The 20,383-nt window shown below is 34.2% G+C and carries 16 protein-coding genes and 1 pseudogene; 10 read left to right on the forward strand and 7 right to left on the reverse strand.

What is annotated here, in order from left to right:
• Positions 1-220 precede the first annotated feature (220 nt).
• The gene (gene brnQ, locus NSS86_RS13870) at positions 221-1,528 is read right to left on the reverse strand and encodes a branched-chain amino acid transport system II carrier protein (RefSeq protein WP_000745087.1); all 1,308 of its coding nucleotides are present in this window, start codon (positions 1,526-1,528) and stop codon (positions 221-223) included.
• Positions 1,529-2,111: 583 nt separating this feature from the next.
• Here brnQ and NSS86_RS13875 point away from each other — a divergent pair.
• From NSS86_RS13875 to NSS86_RS13885, 3 genes are all read left to right on the forward strand, one after another.
• On the forward strand, positions 2,112-3,002 hold the full coding sequence (locus NSS86_RS13875) for a 5'-nucleotidase, lipoprotein e(P4) family (protein ID WP_001033876.1): 891 nt from the start codon (positions 2,112-2,114) through the stop codon (positions 3,000-3,002).
• A 248-nt stretch (positions 3,003-3,250) separates the two neighbouring features.
• Positions 3,251-4,300 (forward strand): ABC transporter permease, encoded by a 1,050-nt coding sequence (locus NSS86_RS13880; protein ID WP_000477931.1) that lies wholly within the window; start codon positions 3,251-3,253, stop codon positions 4,298-4,300.
• A gap of 12 nt (positions 4,301-4,312) precedes the next feature.
• Entirely contained in the window at positions 4,313-4,990 is a 678-nt protein-coding gene (locus tag NSS86_RS13885; protein WP_000911017.1) for an ABC transporter ATP-binding protein, read from the forward strand.
• Positions 4,991-5,148: 158 nt separating this feature from the next.
• On the opposite strand, the gene NSS86_RS13890 is transcribed toward NSS86_RS13885, so the two are convergent.
• Positions 5,149-5,289 (reverse strand): hypothetical protein, encoded by a 141-nt coding sequence (locus NSS86_RS13890; protein ID WP_072353785.1) that lies wholly within the window; start codon positions 5,287-5,289, stop codon positions 5,149-5,151.
• Here NSS86_RS13890 and NSS86_RS13895 point away from each other — a divergent pair.
• From NSS86_RS13895 to NSS86_RS13910, 4 genes are all read left to right on the forward strand, one after another.
• Positions 5,240-6,229 (forward strand): PTS sugar transporter subunit IIC, encoded by a 990-nt coding sequence (locus tag NSS86_RS13895; protein WP_339302292.1) that lies wholly within the window; start codon positions 5,240-5,242, stop codon positions 6,227-6,229. The two genes, NSS86_RS13890 and NSS86_RS13895, sit on opposite strands and share 50 nt — an antisense overlap.
• A 342-nt stretch (positions 6,230-6,571) precedes the next feature.
• A complete protein-coding gene (locus tag NSS86_RS13900; protein ID WP_339302293.1) occupies positions 6,572-7,690 on the forward strand; it encodes a carbohydrate kinase in 1,119 nt (372 codons plus the stop codon).
• Positions 7,665-8,588, forward strand: a complete 924-nt coding sequence (locus NSS86_RS13905; protein ID WP_000002071.1) for a pseudouridine-5'-phosphate glycosidase — start codon at positions 7,665-7,667, stop codon at positions 8,586-8,588. Before NSS86_RS13900 ends, NSS86_RS13905 begins: the two co-directional genes overlap by 26 nt.
• 10 nt (positions 8,589-8,598) lie before the next feature.
• Positions 8,599-9,819 carry a NupC/NupG family nucleoside CNT transporter gene (locus NSS86_RS13910; RefSeq protein WP_001022972.1) on the forward strand — a complete coding sequence of 407 codons (1,221 nt, stop codon included), beginning with the start codon at positions 8,599-8,601 and terminating at the stop codon, positions 9,817-9,819.
• 104 nt (positions 9,820-9,923) lie between these two features.
• Here the strand turns inward: NSS86_RS13910 and NSS86_RS13915 are convergent, their stop codons facing one another.
• Together NSS86_RS13915 and NSS86_RS13920 are read right to left on the reverse strand one after the other, a co-directional pair.
• A complete protein-coding gene (locus NSS86_RS13915) occupies positions 9,924-11,456 on the reverse strand; it encodes a sodium:solute symporter (RefSeq protein ID WP_000665719.1) in 1,533 nt (510 codons plus the stop codon).
• Positions 11,457-11,495: 39 nt separating this feature from the next.
• Positions 11,496-12,377 (reverse strand): N-acetylneuraminate lyase, encoded by an 882-nt coding sequence (locus NSS86_RS13920; RefSeq protein WP_001030736.1) that lies wholly within the window; start codon positions 12,375-12,377, stop codon positions 11,496-11,498.
• 157 nt (positions 12,378-12,534) lie between these two features.
• Here NSS86_RS13920 and NSS86_RS13925 point away from each other — a divergent pair, with 157 nt between their 5' ends.
• Positions 12,535-13,395, forward strand: a complete 861-nt coding sequence (locus tag NSS86_RS13925; RefSeq protein WP_000291444.1) for an ROK family protein — start codon at positions 12,535-12,537, stop codon at positions 13,393-13,395.
• A gap of 276 nt (positions 13,396-13,671) precedes the next feature.
• On the opposite strand, the gene NSS86_RS13930 is transcribed toward NSS86_RS13925, so the two are convergent.
• The gene (locus tag NSS86_RS13930) at positions 13,672-14,472 is read right to left on the reverse strand and encodes a MurR/RpiR family transcriptional regulator (protein WP_000667382.1); all 801 of its coding nucleotides are present in this window, start codon (positions 14,470-14,472) and stop codon (positions 13,672-13,674) included.
• A 139-nt stretch (positions 14,473-14,611) separates the two neighbouring features.
• Between NSS86_RS13930 and NSS86_RS13935 the strand changes: the two genes are divergently transcribed.
• Complete coding sequence (locus tag NSS86_RS13935; protein ID WP_000936718.1) at positions 14,612-15,280, forward strand: N-acetylmannosamine-6-phosphate 2-epimerase; 669 nt, start codon at positions 14,612-14,614, stop codon at positions 15,278-15,280.
• A 130-nt stretch (positions 15,281-15,410) separates the two neighbouring features.
• Here the strand turns inward: NSS86_RS13935 and NSS86_RS13940 are convergent, their stop codons facing one another.
• Positions 15,411-16,724 (reverse strand): YjiH family protein, encoded by a 1,314-nt coding sequence (locus NSS86_RS13940; protein WP_001077727.1) that lies wholly within the window; start codon positions 16,722-16,724, stop codon positions 15,411-15,413.
• Between the two features lie 417 nt (positions 16,725-17,141).
• Here NSS86_RS13940 and lip2 point away from each other — a divergent pair.
• Positions 17,142-19,076 (forward strand): annotated as a pseudogene (gene lip2, locus NSS86_RS13945) (YSIRK domain-containing triacylglycerol lipase Lip2/Geh); the annotation flags it as partial.
• A 93-nt stretch (positions 19,077-19,169) separates the two neighbouring features.
• Here lip2 and NSS86_RS13950 read toward each other — a convergent pair.
• Complete coding sequence (locus NSS86_RS13950; RefSeq protein WP_031880119.1) at positions 19,170-20,375, reverse strand: tyrosine-type recombinase/integrase; 1,206 nt, start codon at positions 20,373-20,375, stop codon at positions 19,170-19,172.
• Positions 20,376-20,383 lie beyond the last annotated feature (8 nt).

Below are 20,383 nucleotides of genomic sequence, written 5' to 3' on the forward strand. Positions count from 1 at the left end.
TTCATTTGTTAATCAGAGTATACTATGAATCGTCTTATTTGTGAATAATTTCACAAAATTAATTTTAAAAACTAATATTTTTGAATAACTGATAGGATTTTTTGGTAAATCAATTATTTTAAAATAATCAATAGACAGACAGTATCGCTGAAAATCCATGAATTTCATATAAAAAAGCCTAGTAACGAGGGGGCAATCATTACTAGGCAGTGAGCATTTATTAAGTTGTCGCTTGTTTCGGACGACGTATAACTACATCGATGATGAAACCGATAATAGCAAAGAGCATGAATGGTACAAGCCAAGCTAAATCGATATCTGCTAAAGGTAACATCATAAACCATTTCAAAATAACACCGTGTAATAAGTTGAAACTATTTAGTATTTGTAAAATTGAAATAATCAATGTAATAACAGTTGCGAGTCGATAGGCCCAACTGAATCTGAATGTGCTAAACATGTTAGCAAATGATATCAGTACAAGTGCAATAGACACGGGATATATTAATGTCAACAATGGTACAGCAATTTTTAAAATCATTTCTAAACCAAGTGTTGTAAATAAGAACCCTATGATAGAGAAAATAAGTGCGAATATTTTATAAGAAAACTTAGGTACGTGTTTCTTAGTAAATGTGGCGCAAGCATTGACGAGTCCTATACATGTTGTTAAACATGCAAGTATCACTGTCATACCAAATACTATGTTGCCAAATGAACCAAATACTCGTAATGAGTTGTACGTCAATATATCTGTACCATCTTTAAAGTTTCCTGGAGCTGTTGATGCCCCAACGTATGCAAGTGCAAAGTAAATCATTCCAAGTAATATGGCTGCAATAAGACCTGAAAAGCAGACATATTTTAAAATTTTCATGCGATCTGTGAGGCCTTTAAACTTATAACCATTGACAATGACTACGGAAAAAGCTAACGCAGCAACAAGATCCATTGTAAAATAGCCTTCCAAACTTCCTGAAATGAAAGGATGTGTTATATATTTATCCTTAGGTGCACTTAGTGCAGATTCAGGGTTGAAAATGACAGCAATACTTAATAGAGCGACCATTAATAGTAATAATGGTGTTAATAATTTACCTAAATTATCAACGATTTTCGATGGATTTAAACTAATCCAGTAAACGATGGCAAAAAAGATTGCTGCGAATATAATTAAAGTCCATTGGTTATGCACAGGTAAAATGTGTCTTGTACCAATTTCGTACGCGACATTTGCAGCACGTGGAATACCGTAAAATGCTCCGATAGACATGTAAATCACGACAGCAAAAATAAACCCGAACCATGGATGTATACGATTGCCTACACTTTCAACACCTTCATCATAAAATGCAACAACAATAACAGTAATAAAGGGGAGTAATATGCCTGTAAGGGCAAAGCCTAGCATACCAATCCACATATTTTGACCCGCTGTATGGCCAAGAATGGGCGGGAATATTAAATTTCCGGCTCCAAAAAATAGTGAAAATAACATGAGGCCCGAAATAATAACTTGTTTTTTCAATGTAATTTCCTTCCTAAAACTAGATATTCATAATAATTTAAAAAATCTGAAAAATAAAAACGTTCTTACTTTATCTTTAAATGACAATACTATGATTCTATTATTTTATAAAAAAGATTGCAATAATAACGTCTTGCTATTATTGGATAATGACAATTAAAGTGTCGTTTTTATGAATTAAAATAGGTGAAAGTAAGTTGGAAATACGTTGGAGCGTTGTGATTTTTATGAGAAATTGTATGAGTGAGGACTGCTATTTATAAAAGGTAAACTATGGATGAGTTTATGGTTGTTCCAATAGGTAAATAAGAGATAGCACACTGTACACATAATGATACGTGGATGAGTGAATATGTCTGATAGGAAGGCCTAGTCACTCAAATGAATTTAAGTTTATTACGTGATAAATCACAAATCTCTCTCATGTGATAGGTCTCCCATTAAATCATGCTTATATGAAATGTTCACATATTTGTTAGCTTTTCAAGAAATAATATTAAATATCTTTTCATAGTATAGCAATATTAAATAAATGCATTTATAATTTTAACTGTATTTTAAATATTAATCATGAGGTGATAAGATGAATAAAATTTCAAAGTATATTGCAATAGCATCATTATCGGTAGCGGTTACAGTTTCAGCACCACAAACGACAAATTCTACAGCGTTTGCCAAAAGTTCTGCTGAAGTTCAACAAACGCAACAAGCTTCTATACCAGCATCACAAAAGGCGAATCTTGGTAATCAAAATATTATGGCAGTGGCTTGGTATCAAAATTCAGCTGAAGCAAAAGCATTATATTTACAAGGTTATAACAGTGCAAAGACACAGTTAGATAAAGAGATTAAAAAGAATAAAGGTAAACATAAGTTAGCTATTGCTTTGGATTTAGATGAAACAGTTTTAGATAATTCTCCATATCAAGGCTATGCATCAATACATAATAAACCTTTCCCAGAAGGTTGGCATGAATGGGTACAAGCTGCTAAAGCTAAACCTGTCTATGGCGCAAAAGAATTCTTGAAATATGCTGACAAAAAAGGTGTCGATATCTACTATATTTCTGATAGAGATAAAGAAAAAGATTTAAAGGCAACACAAAAGAACTTAAAACAACAAGGTATCCCTCAAGCTAAGAAGAGTCATATTTTACTAAAAGGTAAAGATGATAAGAGTAAAGAATCACGCAGACAAATGGTTCAAAAGGATCATAAACTTGTCATGCTATTTGGAGATAATTTATTAGACTTTACAGATCCAAAAGAAGCTACAGCTGAATCTCGTGAAGCATTAATTGAAAAACATAAAGACGATTTCGGTAAGAAATATATCATTTTCCCTAACCCAATGTATGGTAGTTGGGAAGCTACGATTTACAACAATAACTATAAAGCAAGTGACAAAGCAAAAGATAAATTACGTAAAAATGCTATTAAGCAATTCGATCCTAAAACAGGCGAAGTTAAATAATATATGAATTGGACGTCTACATGTACTTAAAGGTATATGTAGGCGTTTTTAAATTGATCCTTAATTTTAAATGTACCGTACAAAAATAATAGACAATTAATTGCATTTTCCATAAATTTGCTTTTAATATAAAAAGTTCGGGTATAATGAAGGATAAGTGTATGTATAACATTACAGAGCGCAACACGACGTACGTGCATCTAAGAATATAAACAATGTTTAAATCATAGTAGTAGGGAGAGAAATGCATGTTTTTAGCTTGGAATGAAATACGGCGCAACAAATTGAAGTTTGGACTAATTATTGGTGTGTTAACGATGATTAGTTACTTGCTATTTTTATTATCTGGATTGGCGAATGGTCTTATCAATATGAATAAAGAAGGCATTGATAAGTGGCAAGCAGATGCCATTGTTCTAAATAAAGATGCCAATCAAACTGTGCAACAATCTGTTTTTAACAAGAAAGATATTGAAAATAAATACAAGAAGCAAGCTACTTTGAAGCAAACAGGGGAAATTGTGTCTAATGGCCATCAAAAAGACAATGTTTTAGTGTTCGGTGTTGAAAAGTCATCATTTTTAGTTCCGAGTTTAATAGAAGGGCATAAAGCGACTAAAGATAATGAAGTGTTAGCTGATGAAACGCTTAAAAATAAAGGATTTAAAATTGGTGACACATTATCACTATCTCAATCAGATGAAAAATTGCATATCGTAGGTTTTACAGAAAGTGCAAAATATAATGCGTCACCAGTCATTTTCACGAATGACGCTACCATTGCCAAGATCAATCCTAGATTGACTGGAGATAAAATTAATGCAGTTGTTGTACGTGATACAAATTGGAAAGACAAAAAATTAAACCAAGAGCTTGAAGCGGTAAGTATTAATGACTTTATTGAAAATTTACCAGGTTATAAACCACAGAACTTAACATTAAACTTTATGATTTCATTCTTATTTGTCATTTCAGCTACAGTTATAGGCATTTTCTTATATGTCATGACATTACAAAAAACAAGTTTATTTGGCATATTAAAGGCTCAAGGATTTACGAATGGCTATTTAGCGAACGTAGTTATTTCGCAGACGCTCATATTAGCATTATTTGGTACGGCATTTGGCTTACTGTTAACAGGCGTTACAGGTGCATTTTTACCTGATGCAGTACCTGTCAAATTCGATGTACTAACATTGCTCGTATTTGCAATTGTGTTAATGATTGTCTCTGTATTAGGAAGTTTATTCTCCATTTTAACAATTAGAAAAATAGATCCGTTAAAGGCGATTGGGTAGGAGGTGTAGCAAATGTTGAAATTTGAAAATGTAACAAAGTCATTTAAAGATGGGAATCGTAACATTGAAGCGGTTAAAGATACAAATTTTGAGATAAATAAAGGTGATATTATAGCATTGGTTGGACCTTCTGGCTCTGGTAAAAGTACATTTCTAACTATGGCAGGTGCTTTACAAACGCCGACATCTGGGCACATTTTAATCAATAACCAAGATATTACGACAATGAAGCAAAAAGCATTGGCAAAAGTTAGAATGTCTGAAATAGGTTTTATTTTACAAGCTACAAACCTTGTACCATTTTTAACGGTAAAGCAACAATTTACATTATTGAAAAAGAAAAATAAGAATGTTATGTCTAATGAAGACTATCAGCAACTTATGTCACAATTAGGTCTAACTTCATTGCTTAATAAGTTACCTTCAGAAATTTCAGGTGGTCAGAAACAACGTGTGGCGATAGCCAAAGCGTTATATACGAATCCGTCGATTATTTTAGCGGATGAACCTACCGCGGCGTTAGATACTGAAAATGCGATTGAAGTCATTAAAATTCTACGTGATCAAGCCAAAAAAAGAAAGAAAGCATGTATTATTGTTACACATGATGAACGACTTAAAGCATATTGTGATCGTTCATATCATATGAAAGATGGCGTCCTTAATCTTGAAAATGAAACAGTAGAATAGTTTTATTAAGCCGGTACATCATGTGCCGGTATTTTTATGTTTATGTATTATTTGAATAAACTTTCACATTCAATTAATAATAATTATTATCGAAAATTAGAAATATTCCGTGAAATATAATATTTTTTGTAGTAAAATGGCCTCTAAGTATTCAATATTTAAATATGGGGATTGAATATAAAATTATCGTAATGGGGGTCAATGGTTATGGATTTAATGATAGGTACTTTATTTTTATTTTTGGTCTTAGTGATTTTTACATTATTTACATATAAAGCACCTAATGGTATGCGTGCCATGGGAGCATTAGCTAATGCAGCAATCGCAACATTTTTAGTGGAAGCATTTAATAAATATGTTGGTGGCGAAGTATTCGGTATTAAATTTTTAGAAGAGCTAGGAGACGCTGCGGGAGGTCTAGGTGGTGTCGCTGCCGCTGGATTAACAGCATTAGCTATCGGTGTATCACCAGTATATGCATTAGTTATAGCAGCCGCGTGCGGTGGTATGGATTTATTACCAGGTTTCTTTGCGGGTTATATGATTGGATATGTGATGAAATATACAGAGAAATATATGCCGGATGGTGTCGACTTAATTGGATCGATTGTCATCTTAGCGCCATTAGCTCGTCTTATTGCAGTATTATTAACGCCAGTAGTGAATAGTACATTGATTCGAATTGGTGATATTATCCAAAGTAGTACGAATACGAATCCAATTATCATGGGTATCATTTTAGGTGGTATTATCACGGTTGTCGGCACAGCGCCATTGAGTTCAATGGCATTGACAGCATTATTAGGTTTAACGGGTGTACCTATGGCTATTGGTGCCATGGCAGCATTTAGTTCGGCATTTATGAATGGGACGCTATTCCATCGCTTAAAATTAGGTGATCGTAAGTCTACGATTGCAGTAAGTATTGAACCTTTATCACAAGCAGATATTGTATCAGCCAATCCAATTCCAATCTATATTACAAATTTCTTTGGTGGTGCGATTGCTGGTTTAATTATTGCTATGTCAGGTTTAATTAACGATGCGACAGGTACAGCTACACCGATTGCAGGATTTTTAGTAATGTTTGGATTTAATCATCCAATGACTATTGTAATTTATGGTGTAGTAATGGCGATTGTAGGTGCGCTTGCAGGTTATCTTGGTTCAATCGTATTTAAAAAATATCCAATTGTTACTAAGCAAGACATGATTAATCGAGGTGCAGTTGACGCATAGCATCATCATATTGAATAGTAAAAACAAATAAAACATAGTAACGTGATTCAGTCGATGAAAAAATCGATAATGAGTCACGTTTTTTTATAGAAAAATATAAGACATAAAAATGTCATAATTTATTGTCGACAAATATCATACTGTATAAACATTTATCATTTTCTCAAGTACCTTTTACACGATGGAATGAACTTACTTTTTACGAAATTATGCGTATTTTATAAACAAATATCATTGATATAACGGCAAATGTAAGCGTTTACAACAGAAATAACAGCATGCTACGATATTTTTGTAAATTCACTGATTCAAGTATTTTAAGTCAATATGAGGAGGGATGTTATGAGCGATTCTGAGAAAGAAATTTTAAAAAGAATTAAAGATAATCCGTTTATTTCACAACGTGAACTTGCTGAGGCAATTGGATTATCTAGACCCAGCGTAGCAAACATTATTTCAGGATTAATACAAAAGGAATATGTTATGGGAAAGGCATATGTTTTAAATGAAGATTATCCTATTGTTTGTATTGGCGCAGCGAATGTAGATCGTAAGTTTTATGTGCATAAAGATTTAGTTGCAGAAACATCAAATCCTGTAACGTCAACACGCTCTATTGGTGGCGTAGCAAGAAATATTGCTGAGAACTTAGGTGGGCTTGGCGAAACGGTCGCTTTTTTATCTGCTAGTGGACAAGATAGTGAATGGGAAATGATTAAACGATTGTCCACACCATTTATGAATTTGGATCATGTTCAACAATTTGAAAATGCGAGTACAGGTTCATATACAGCTTTAATTAGTAAAGAAGGCGACATGACATATGGCTTAGCAGATATGGAAGTGTTTGACTACATTACGCCTGAATTTTTAATTAAGCGTTCACACTTATTGAAAAAGGCTAAGTGCATTATTGTCGATTTGAATTTAGGCAAAGAGGCATTAAACTTCTTATGTGCCTATACCACGAAACATCAAATCAAATTAGTTATCGCCACGGTTTCTTCCCCAAAAATGAAAAATATGCCTGATTCATTACATGCTATTGATTGGATTATCACGAATAAAGATGAAACAGAAACATACTTAAATTTAAAAATAGAATCTACTGATGATTTAAAAATAGCTGCTAAACGCTGGAATGATTTAGGTGTTAAAAATGTTATTGTGACAAATGGCGTGAAAGAACTCATTTATCGAAGTGGTGAGGAAGAAATCATCAAGTCAGTTATGCCATCAAATAGTGTGAAAGATGTTACAGGTGCAGGCGATTCATTCTGTGCTGCAGTAGTATATAGCTGGTTAAATGGGATGTCTACTGAAGATATATTAATTGCTGGTATGGTTAACGCAAAGAAAACGATAGAAACGAAATATACAGTTAGGCAAAACCTAGATCAACAGCAACTTTATCACGATATGGAGGATTATAAAAATGGCAAATTTACAAAAGTATATTGAGTATTCTCGAGAAGTTCAGCAAGCACGGGAGAACAATCAACCGATTGTAGCATTAGAATCAACAATTATTTCGCATGGTATGCCGTACCCACAAAATGTTGAAATGGCAACAACAGTAGAGCAAATTATCAGGAATAATGGTGCCATTCCAGCAACCATAGCCATTATAGATGGCAAAATTAAAATTGGTTTAGAAAGCGAAGATTTAGAAATACTGGCAACTAGTAAAGACGTTGCTAAAGTATCTAGAAGGGATTTAGCAGAAGTTGTTGCGATGAAGTGTGTTGGTGCTACTACTGTAGCGACGACGATGATATGTGCTGCAATGGCTGGTATTCAATTTTTTGTTACAGGAGGTATTGGGGGCGTCCATAAAGGTGCAGAACATACGATGGACATTTCAGCAGACTTAGAAGAACTGTCTAAAACAAATGTCACTGTTATCTGTGCAGGTGCCAAATCAATTTTAGACTTACCTAAGACGATGGAGTATTTAGAAACAAAAGGCGTTCCAGTTATTGGATATCAAACGAATGAATTGCCAGCATTCTTCACTCGCGAAAGCGGTGTTAAGTTAACAAGTTCGGTTGAAACGCCAGAACGACTTGCTGACATTCATTTAACAAAACAGCAGTTAAATCTTGAAGGTGGCATTGTTGTTGCTAATCCAATTCCATATGAGCATGCCTTATCAAAAGCATATATTGAGGCAATCATAAATGAAGCTGTTGTTGAAGCGGAAAATCAAGGTATTAAAGGTAAGGACGCCACACCGTTCTTGTTAGGGAAAATTGTAGAAAAAACGAATGGTAAAAGTTTAGCAGCAAATATAAAACTTGTTGAAAACAATGCGGCGTTGGGTGCTAAAATTGCTGTCGCTGTTAATAAATTATTGTAGGTGATGATACATGAATATTTTATTCGCTATCACAGGGATAGCATTTGCACTATTTGTTGCGTTTTTATTCAGTTTTGATCGTAAAAACATAGACTTCAAAAAGACGTTAATAATGATATTTATTCAAGTGTTGATTGTGTTATTTATGATGAACACAACGATTGGTTTAACAATCTTAACTGCATTAGGCTCATTTTTTGAAGGGTTAATAAATGTTAGTAAAGCAGGTATAAACTTTGTTTTTGGAGATATACAAAATAAAAATGGCTTTACGTTCTTTTTAAATGTGTTACTGCCATTAGTGTTCATTTCTGTATTAATAGGCATTTTTAATTATATTAAGGTATTACCATTTATTATCAAATATGTAGGTATCGCTATTAATAAAATAACGAGAATGGGGCGCTTAGAAAGTTACTTTGCTATTTCAACAGCAATGTTTGGACAACCAGAAGTATATTTAACAATAAAAGATATTATTCCAAGATTATCTAGAGCGAAATTATATACAATTGCGACGTCTGGTATGAGTGCTGTTAGTATGGCAATGTTGGGTTCATATATGCAGATGATTGAGCCCAAGTTCGTAGTTACAGCTGTAATGTTAAATATTTTTAGTGCGCTTATCATCGCTAGTGTAATCAATCCCTATAAATCTGATGATAGTGATGTTGAGATTGATAATTTAACTAAATCAACGGAAACGAAATCAGTGAATGGAAAAACAGGAAAACCTAAGAAAGTTGCCTTCTTCCAAATGATAGGTGATAGTGCGATGGATGGATTTAAAATCGCTGTTGTAGTAGCCGTAATGTTGTTAGCATTTATTTCATTAATGGAAGCAATTAATATCATGTTTGGTAGTGTTGGTTTGAACTTTAAACAGCTTATTGGCTATGTGTTTGCACCAATCGCATTCTTAATGGGGATTCCATGGAGCGAAGCTGTTCCAGCTGGCTCTTTAATGGCGACTAAATTAATTACAAATGAGTTTGTAGCAATGCTTGATTTTAAAAATGTCCTGGGTGATGTATCTGCTCGAACACAAGGTATCATTTCAGTTTACTTAGTAAGCTTCGCTAATTTTGGTACGGTTGGTATCATCGTAGGTTCAATTAAAGGCATTAGTGATAAACAAGGAGAAAAAGTTTCATCCTTTGCAATGAGGCTGTTACTTGGTTCAACTCTAGCTTCAATCATTTCAGGATCAATCATTGGCTTAGTATTGTAAATTAATCGAAGTATCTAAATTAAATTCATGGCAAAGCTAAACCCCATCACCAAGTTGGCGCAACAGCGCATCATAACTTGGTGATGGGATTTTATCATAACAATCTACTTATTCGTAGCCGTTTTTGAAATGTATGTTGATGGTTTATCTTTTTCAAAAATTGTTAATCCCGTTATATCTTTTTTATGTTTTGAAGGGACAATGAAGCTAAGTATATAAGCAAAGACAAAAGCAACTGTAAATGAAATGGTAGATACATAGAAAGGTGAGTTACCTTTGCCAACACCATTATAGACATAAGCAAAGATGATACCCAATATTAATCCACAAATAACACCGAATGTATTCGTACGTTTAGTGAAAATACCAACTGCAAATACACCAGCTAATGGAACACCGAATAATCCAGTTACAAACAAGAATAAATCCCATAAGTCATTTGAATTAGAAGCAATTAAGTATAGTGACATTCCAAAACCGAAAATACCTGCAATGATGATAATGAAACGTGCAAAGTTAACTTCGTGTCGCTCGCTATCTTTTCCGAAGAAGCGTTGCTTAATGTCGATTGAAATACAAGCAGATATAGAATTTAAACTAGATGAAATGGTAGACTGTGCAGCGGCGAAAATGGCTGCAATAAGTAATCCTGCTACAAATGGTGGCATCTCAGTCAAAATGAAATATGGCACTACAGATGATGTATTGAAGCCTTTTGGTAAAACAGCTTCATGTGTATAAAATGAATACAGCATTGTACCCATACCATAAAATAAGGGTGCTGAAATTAAAGCTAGGATACCATTTGTCCATAACGATTTATTTGTTTCTTTTAAACTATCAGAAGCTTGATAACGCTGCACGACGTCTTGACTCGCTGTGTATTGATACAAGTTGTTGAAAATATTTCCTAGGAAAATAATTGGAATGGCAGCTGCCGCAGTATTTAGTTTCCAATTGTCTGCACTAATTAATTTTTTGTGCTCAATCGCATCTGCAAAGAAAGTGCCAAAACCGCCTTTAATGTTCATAACACCTAGAATAATAATAACTAAAGCGCCGCCTAATAAAATGACGCCTTGAATGAAATCACTCCAAACCACACCTTCGAAACCACCTAAAAATGTATATAAAATACATAGTAAACCTACGAGTGATGCAACGATATAAGGGTTCATGTCTGATACAGATGTGATTGCTAATGTTGGTAAGTAGATAACAATTGCAACACGCCCTAAATGGTAAACGACAAATAATAATGAGCCAATGACACGTATGCTAGGGCCAAATCTAGCTTCTAAATATTCATATGCAGATGTTACCTTTAACTTTTTAAAGAAAGGGACATAGAAATAAATAAGTAATGGAATAATTGCGACGATAGCAATGTTACCAGCGATATATGACCAATCTGTTAAAAATGCTTTCTCTGGTGTAGACATAAATGTAATCGCACTTAACGTAGTAGCATAAATTGAAAAGCCAACTACCCAAGATGGCAAGCGACCACTTGCGGTAAAGAAACTATTGGTACTTTGGCTCGCGCGCTTGGTAAAATAAACGCCAATGAACAACATAGCTAGTAGATAAATGATAACGGCAACCCAGTTTAGTGTGCCAAATCCAACTTCTTTCATGGGCAACATCCCCTTTACAATGTATTGATTCTTTGATGTCTATAAATCGTATTTTGCAATGAGTTGATCTAATGTTTGTCGATGTGCTTCGTTAAAAGGTTTGAAAGGTCTTTTCGGTAATCCTGCATCAATGTCACGATGACGTAATATTTCTTTCAATGTTGGATAAATCCCCATTGATAACACTGTTTCGATAATGTCGTTTGAATCATGTTGTAGTTGGTAAGCTTCTTGAATTTGACCTTGTCGTGCTAAGTCGAAGATTTTTCTAGCGCGGCGACCATTAACGTTATATGTAGAACCAATTGCACCATCTACGCCAGAAATCGTAGCTTGAACTAACATTTCATCAAAGCCAGATAAGATTAATTTGTCTGGGAATGCTTTTCTAATACGTTCGAGTAGGAAGAAGTTCGGCGCTGTATATTTAACACCAACAATTTTTTCGTGATTAAATAGCTCGCTGAATTGTTCAATAGAAATATTCACACCTGTTAAATCTGGTATTGCATAAATAATCATATTGTTCTGTGTTGCTTCGATAATATCGAAATAGTAATCTCTAATTTCTTCAAAAGTAAATGGATAGTAGAATGGTGTTACGGCAGAAAGTGCATCATAACCGAGTTCTGTGGCATATTTTCCGAGTTCAATGGCTTCATTTAAATCTAACGAACCTACTTGAGCAATCAATTTCACTTTATCCCCAACTGCCTCTTTGGCAACCTTGAAAACTTGCTTCTTCTGCTCTGTATTTAATAAAAAGTTTTCGCCTGAGCTACCATTTACATAAAGACCGTCTAATTCTTCAGTTTCAATGGCATTTTGAGCAATTTGTTTAAGTCCTTGTTCATTTACTTGACCATTTTCATCAAAAGGAACGAGTAACGCTGCATATAAACCTTTTAAATCTTTGTTCATTATGAAGTCCCTCCAAAAATCATTTGATAATATAGTTTACAGCTATAATTGTAAACGCTATCATAAAATGTAACAATATCTTTTTGAAAATTGTAGTCATATTTATGTATAATTAATGAAAATGTTTTTCAAAATCAATAGAAATGGAGTGAGTAAGGTGTATTACATCGCAATCGATATTGGAGGCACTCAAATTAAATCGGCAGTTATTGATAAGCAATTGAATATGTTTGACTATCAACAAATATCAACGCCGGACAACAAAAGTGAGCTTATTACTGACAAAGTATATGAGATTGTAACAGGATATATGAAGCAATATCAGTTGATCCAACCTGTCATAGGTATTTCATCAGCAGGCGTTGTTGATGAACAAAAAGGCGAAATTGGATACGCAGGGCCAACCATTCCGAATTATAAAGGTACTAATTTTAAGCGATTATTAAAATCACTGTCTCCTTATGTCAAAGTAAAAAATGATGTAAACGCTGCATTACTAGGCGAATTGAAATTACATCAATATCAAGCAGAACGGATCTTTTGTATGACGCTTGGTACAGGCATTGGGGGTGCGTACAAGAATAATCAAGGTCATATTGATAATGGTGAGCTTCATAAGGCAAATGAAGTTGGGTATTTATTGTATCGTCCAACTGAAAATACAACGTTTGAGCAACGTGCTGCAACGAGTGCATTGAAAAAGCGCATGATTGACGGAGGATTTACGAGAAGCACACATGTGCCAGTATTGTTTGAAGCAGCTGAAGAAGGTGATGATATTGCAAAACAAATATTGAATGAGTGGGCAGAAGATGTAGCAGAAGGGATTGCCCAAATACAAGTCATGTATGATCCAGGGCTTATATTAATTGGTGGCGGTATATCTGAACAAGGAGACAATCTCATTAAATATATCGAGCCGAAAGTTGCACACTATTTACCAAAAGACTATGTTTATGCACCAATACAAACGACTAAGAGTAAAAATGATGCAGCATTATATGGCTGTTTGCAATGATAGTTGAAAGAAGGAGTCATTCTAAAATAGAATTTGAAACCGTTACGAGAGATGAGAGCTGTTGTTAGTTCCACACATCACACTCTATCTAGGACCAATCTAAACTATATCAACCAACAGTGTGCCACGGGCATATTAAATTGAAGACGGTTGAACGTATAGATCTCAAAAATGTAAAAAAGTATTTGGTATTGAAATTAAAAAAGCACCTAGCAACTCGTTAGGACAATCACGATGATTGTCTACAGTTGCAGGTGGATTTGAATATACTACTAGTTATTTGTTGTCTAGGATAATAGATTTAGTATGTTGATAAGTTTGACTCAGATTTGTATTTTCTAATAAATGATAACTCACGATATCGATTAAAAAGAGTGTCGCAATTTGTGTGTTGATAAATTGATGGTCGGTATTACGCGATTGATCCGTTGTTAAAAGTACTAAATCTGCACAATCTGTAAGTTTACTACCTTCGAAATTTGTGATGGCAACGACATATGCACCATGAGATTTGGCGACTTCCGCTGCTGAAATTAATTCCGAAGTATTACCACTATTTGACATAGCAATAAACATGTCCGAATGAGATAGTAGGGATGCCGATATTTTCATTAAATGTGAATCGGTAGTAACATTACCTTTTAGCCCCATACGAATCATACGATAATAAAATTCAGTCGCTGATAAACCAGAGCTACCTAGTCCAGCAAAGAGTATATGTCGACTTGATTGGAGTTTGTCGATAAAGGTTTGGATAATGTCGTTATCAATAAATTCACCAGTTTGTTGAATGATTTGTTGATGATATTTATGAATTCTTTGAATAATTGGGCTATTTTCAATAACTGTCTCTGTCATTTCTTGTTGAATATTAAATTTTAAATCTTGGAAATTCTCATAATCTAGCTTATGACTAAAGCGTGTCATCGTTGCTGGTGATGTACCAATCGCATGGGCTAAGGAGTTAATCGTTGAAAAGGCATCGCTATAACCATTTTGTCTTATATAATTGACGATGCGTTTATCAGTTTTTGTAAATAAATGTTGATAACGTTGAACACGATTCTCAAATTTCATTGTGTCACCCCTTCATCTTAATGATTACTATTATATATGAAAAATATTTTCAAGATAGTAAAAAGCATTGATAAAAATTATCTTAATGATATATTGTAAATGACTTTACGTGAAAAAACGACTTATGGAGTGAGGAATAATGTTACCACATGGATTAATAGTATCTTGTCAGGCACTAGCAGATGAACCATTGCATTCATCTTTTATTATGTCGAAAATGGCATTAGCTGCGTATGAAGGTGGTGCTGTTGGTATTCGCGCAAATACTAAGGAAGACATTTTAGCAATTAAAGAAACGGTAGATTTACCAGTTATTGGCATTGTGAAACGTGACTATGATCACTCAGATGTTTTCATTACTGCAACGTCAAAAGAAGTTGATGAACTGATAGAAAGCCAATGTGAAGTCATTGCATTGGATGCAACGTTACAGCAACGTCCGAAAGAAACGTTAGACGAATTAGTATCATATATTAGAACACATGCACCGAACGTTGAAATCATGGCTGATATCGCGACCGTTGAAGAAGCTAAAAATGCCGCACGACTTGGCTTTGATTATATTGGCACGACGTTACATGGCTATACTAGTTATACGCAAGGACAATTACTTTATCAAAATGACTTCCAATTTCTAAAAGATGTACTACAAAGTGTTGATGCAAAAGTTATTGCGGAAGGTAATGTCATTACACCGGATATGTATAAACGCGTGATGGACTTAGGCGTTCATTGTTCAGTCGTTGGTGGTGCGATAACACGACCAAAAGAAATTACGAAACGTTTTGTTCAAGTTATGGAAGATTAAATGATAACGATAAAAAAACGAGATGACCATCATTAATTAAAGGTACCTAATTATCTTAGGTGGCTGAATGAATGTAATGGGTTCATCTCGTTTTGTTTGTTTACGATAGTGATTTTATTTTCAATTTGAATTATCCAAAAATAAGTAAAGCGACGGGGATGGTGATTAATAGCGACAATGCCACGCGTAAAAACCAAATGATGATGAGTTTCCAGACAGGTATTTTAATTTCAGTTGCTAGTATACATGGCACTAATGCTGAGAAAAAGATAATGGCTGATACGCTTACTACACCGACGACAAATTTAGTACTCATTGCAGCTTTAGTTACTAACAAAGATGGTAGAAACATTTCTACAATAGAAATCGCTGACGCTTTTGCAAGTACAGCCTGATCAGCAATTGGGAAAATATAAATAAATGGATAGAATATATAGCCAAGCCAATCAATGAATGGTGTATAGTTCGCTACAATCAGTCCTAAAAAACTAATCGATAATATAGAAGGCAAAATACCAACAGTCATTTCTAAACCGTCTTTAAAATTGTCCCAAACGTTCTTCACGAGAGATGGTGTTAATGCATTTTGTTTCATCGCCTCTGCATATGCAGTTTTCAGTCTGCTTCCTTCAATAGCAACTTCTTGTTCTCCTTCTTGTCCGTTATAATATTCTGTTGATTCATTGGTGATTGGCGGTAGCCATGCAGTAATTGCAGTCACGACAAATGTGATGACTAAAGTTATCCAAAAGTATAAATTCCAATGCGGCATTAGCCCTAAAGTTTTAGCAACGATAATCATAAAAGTTGCTGAAACTGTTGAAAAGCCAGTCGCAATAATCGTGGCTTCTCGTTTGTTGTACATCCCTTGCTTATAGACACGATTAGTAATCAATAATCCTAAGGAATAACTGCCGACAAACGAAGCTACTGCATCGACAGCGGATTTTCCTGGTGTTTTAAAAATAGGTCTCATAATAGGCTCCATATAAACACCGACAAATTCTAATAAGCCATAGCCTACTAATAAAGAAAGCGCAATTGCACCTACTGGAATTAAGATACTTAATGGCATCATTAATTTTTCAAACAAGAACGGACCATAGTTAGCTTTAAATAGTATTGATGGACCGATTTTAAATACATACATTATACCAATCATTGCACCTGCAACTTTAAATAATGTAATGACCAAGTTTGTGATTGAAGTCATAAAAGTACGTCTCACTATTGGTAACGCTGTACCAATTAAAATCATAATCAGTGCAACATAGGGCATAAGTGGACCTATGATTGAGCGAATGGCTAGATGAACATGATCGACGAAAATAGTGTTGTTACCATTAATCGTAAAAGGAATAAAGAAACATAGTATGCCCACTAAACTATAGACAAAAAAACGCCATGCACTTGGTTGTTGTGCATTAGAATGATATTGATTCATTAAAGCAACCCCTTTGTTTAAATGAATACACAAAACTGTATGATGCATCTTCCCCTTAATGAGATGAATCATTATTTTAATTTAGAAAAATCTGAAAACTTACTATAATTGTATAGTTTGAATTATTTTCATACCAATACAAATTAACTAATTATATATAGATTGAAACTATATTACTTAATAAAATATTTATCTTAAATGTTGTTGTGTTGATTCAACGCCACAACTAAAAGTGTTTATAAATTATTTGGAAATGCACATATTTGTAAATGATTAGTATCGATTTAATATCGTATTATTAAATTTTTATTAATTTTGTAGTCTTAATCAAAAAATAATATATGTCATGTTATATTGAAGGTGCAGTTGTTTTTCATTCTCAAGAGGGGGTCAAAAAAATACTTTTGAGGTGATTATATGTTAAGAGGACAAGAAGAAAGAAAGTATAGTATTAGAAAGTATTCAATAGGCGTGGTGTCAGTGTTAGCGGCTACAATGTTTGTTGTGTCATCACATGAAGCACAAGCCTCGGAAAAAACACCAACGTCCAATGCAGCGGCACAAAAAGAAACACTAAATCAACCGGGAGAACAAGGGAACGCGATAACGTCACATCAAATGCAGTCAGGAAAGCAATTAGACGATATGCATAAAGAGAATGGTAAAAGTGGAACAGTGACAGAAGGTAAAGACACGCTTCAATCATCGAAGCATCAATCAACACAAAATAGTAAAACAATCAGAACGCAAAATGATAATCAAGTAAAGCAAGATTCTGAACGACAAGGTTCTAAACAGTCACACCAAAATAATGCGACTAATAATACTGAACGTCAAAATGATCAGGTTCAAAATACCCATCATGCTGAACGTAATGGATCACAATCGACAACGTCACAATCGAATGATGTTGATAAATCACAACCATCCATTCCGGCACAAAAGGTATTACCCAATCATGATAAAGCAGCACCAACTTCAACTACACCCCCGTCTAATGATAAAACTGCACCTAAATCAACAAAAGCACAAGATGCAACCACGGACAAACATCCAAGTCAACAAGATACACATCAACCCGCGCATCAAATCATAGATGCAAAGCAAGATGATACTGTTCGCCAAAGTGAACAGAAACCACAAGTTGGCGATTTAAGTAAACATATCGATGGTCAAAATTCCCCAGAGAAACCGACAGATAAAAATACTGATAATAAACAACTAATCAAAGATGCGCTTCAAGCGCCTAAAACACGTTCGACTACAAATGCAGCAGCAGATGCTAAAAAGGTTCGACCACTTAAAGCGAATCAAGTACAACCACTTAACAAATATCCAGTTGTTTTTGTACATGGATTTTTAGGATTAGTAGGCGATAATGCACCTGCTTTATATCCAAATTATTGGGGTGGAAATAAATTTAAAGTTATCGAGGAATTGAGAAAGCAAGGCTATAATGTACATCAAGCAAGTGTAAGTGCATTTGGTAGTAACTATGATCGCGCTGTAGAACTTTATTATTACATTAAAGGTGGTCGCGTAGATTATGGCGCAGCACATGCAGCTAAATACGGACATGAGCGCTATGGTAAGACTTATAAAGGAATCATGCCTAATTGGGAACCTGGTAAAAAGGTACATCTTGTAGGGCATAGTATGGGTGGTCAAACAATTCGTTTAATGGAAGAGTTTTTAAGAAATGGTAACAAAGAAGAAATTGCCTATCATAAAGCGCATGGTGGAGAAATATCACCATTATTCACTGGTGGTCATAACAATATGGTTGCATCAATCACAACATTAGCAACACCACATAATGGTTCACAAGCAGCTGATAAGTTTGGAAATACAGAAGCTGTTAGAAAAATCATGTTCGCTTTAAATCGATTTATGGGTAACAAGTATTCGAATATCGATTTAGGATTAACGCAATGGGGCTTTAAACAATTACCAAATGAGAGTTACATTGACTATATAAAACGCGTTAGTAAAAGCAAAATTTGGACATCAGACGATAATGCTGCCTATGATTTAACGTTAGATGGCTCTGCAAAATTGAACAACATGACAAGTATGAATCCTAATATTACGTATACGACTTATACAGGTGTGTCTTCACATACTGGTCCATTAGGTTATGAAAATCCTGATTTAGGTACATTTTTCTTAATGGATACAACGAGTAGAATTATTGGTCATGATGCAAGAGAAGAATGGCGTAAAAATGATGGTGTCGTACCAGTGATTTCGTCGTTACATCCATCCAATCAACCATTTATTAATGTTACGAATGATGAACCTGCCACACGCAGAGGTATCTGGCAAGTTAAACCAATCATACAAGGATGGGATTAACTTGTGTTAAAAAGCCTTTAATATCAGTTGTTACAAAGGATTTGTAGCGTCTTTAAAAATAAAAAAGGGCAGAAAAAGGGCAGATACCTTTTAGTACACAAGTTTTTCTAATTTTTGCTCTAACTCTCTGTCCATTTTCTCTGTTACATGGGTATATACCTTTATAGTCGTTTTTTCATCTGTATGTCCTACTCTTTTCATAATTGCTTTTAACGATATATTCATTTCCGCCAATAAACTTATGTGGGTATGCCTTAGTGTGTGAGTAGTAACTTTTTTATTTATATTTAATGATTCTGCAGCTGAGGACAATCGTTTGTTTATCCTACTGCCTTGCATAGGATTTCCTTGACAAGTTGTGAATATAAACCCTCTATCAACATAGCTTGGTTCCCATTGTTGCATCTTTTTATTTTCTAACATTATTTTTTTCAATACATTTGCTATCCTTGAATTGATGGCGATTTTTCTTCTTGAACCTGCGGTCTTAGTAGTATCTTTGTGACCAAATCCAGCATTACATTTGATTCTGTGAATAGTACCGTTAATATCGATCGTCTTATTTTTGAGGTCTACATCTTTAACTTGGAGCGCTAATAACTCACCTATGCGCATACCTGTTAAAGCTTGAACTTCAACAGCCCCAGCAACTAAAATACGAGCTCTATACTGCATGTTATTATCGTTCAGTATAAAATCGCGTATCTGTATTACCTGTTCCATCTCTAAATAGTTATACATTTTCGCTTCTTCTTTTTCTATATCTTCTATCGTCTTACTCTTCTTTGGTAGTGTGACGCTATTTAATATGTGTTCGTTTGGATAATTGTAAAATTTAACGGCGTATTTAATAACTTCTTTCATATGTCCAAGTTGACGCTTTACCTGATTTTCAGAATATATGTTTGATAATTCGTTAATAAATGTTTGCATGTACTTTGTATCAATTTTGTTTAAAAGTAAATTTTGAGAACTGTTCTTTTTGATGTTTTTGATTCTTGTTTTCAAATTATCAAGCGTCGTTACTTTAAAGCCAGATGTTTTTGTATGATATTCAAACCATTCATCTAATAGTGTATGAAAAGTCAAAGTTTTTAAAATGCTTGATGACTGGTTATTCAATTTTTCTTTTATCTTATCTTCTAATCGAAACATTGCCTCTTTTTGCGATTGCTTTGTATTCTTATTCAAGACAACACTTACACGTTTCCATTTATCTGTATACGGATCTTTGTATTTCTCGTAGTATCTGTATTTAGTTTCGTTATTTTTGTTTTTAAATTTTTCAATCCACATGTTTATAC

This window comes from Staphylococcus sp. FSL W8-0056, assembly GCF_037963075.1.
Lineage (GTDB): Bacteria > Bacillota > Bacilli > Staphylococcales > Staphylococcaceae > Staphylococcus > Staphylococcus aureus.

Excerpts from the sequence above, each read along its gene's own strand:
- NSS86_RS13875 (WP_001033876.1), top strand. The coding sequence starts at position 2,112 with ATGAATAAAATTTCAAAGTATATTGCAATAGCATCATTATCGGTAGCG.
- NSS86_RS13880 (WP_000477931.1), top strand. The coding sequence starts at position 3,251 with ATGTTTTTAGCTTGGAATGAAATACGGCGCAACAAATTGAAGTTTGGA.
- NSS86_RS13885 (WP_000911017.1), top strand. The coding sequence starts at position 4,313 with ATGTTGAAATTTGAAAATGTAACAAAGTCATTTAAAGATGGGAATCGT.
- NSS86_RS13890 (WP_072353785.1), bottom strand. The coding sequence starts at position 5,289 with ATGGCACGCATACCATTAGGTGCTTTATATGTAAATAATGTAAAAATC.
- NSS86_RS13900 (WP_339302293.1), top strand. The coding sequence starts at position 6,572 with ATGAGCGATTCTGAGAAAGAAATTTTAAAAAGAATTAAAGATAATCCG.
- NSS86_RS13905 (WP_000002071.1), top strand. The coding sequence starts at position 7,665 with ATGGCAAATTTACAAAAGTATATTGAGTATTCTCGAGAAGTTCAGCAA.
- NSS86_RS13910 (WP_001022972.1), top strand. The coding sequence starts at position 8,599 with ATGAATATTTTATTCGCTATCACAGGGATAGCATTTGCACTATTTGTT.
- NSS86_RS13915 (WP_000665719.1), bottom strand. The coding sequence starts at position 11,456 with ATGAAAGAAGTTGGATTTGGCACACTAAACTGGGTTGCCGTTATCATT.
- NSS86_RS13920 (WP_001030736.1), bottom strand. The coding sequence starts at position 12,377 with ATGAACAAAGATTTAAAAGGTTTATATGCAGCGTTACTCGTTCCTTTT.
- NSS86_RS13930 (WP_000667382.1), bottom strand. The coding sequence starts at position 14,472 with ATGAAATTTGAGAATCGTGTTCAACGTTATCAACATTTATTTACAAAA.
- NSS86_RS13935 (WP_000936718.1), top strand. The coding sequence starts at position 14,612 with ATGTTACCACATGGATTAATAGTATCTTGTCAGGCACTAGCAGATGAA.
- NSS86_RS13940 (WP_001077727.1), bottom strand. The coding sequence starts at position 16,724 with ATGAATCAATATCATTCTAATGCACAACAACCAAGTGCATGGCGTTTT.
- NSS86_RS13950 (WP_031880119.1), bottom strand. The coding sequence starts at position 20,375 with ATGTGGATTGAAAAATTTAAAAACAAAAATAACGAAACTAAATACAGA.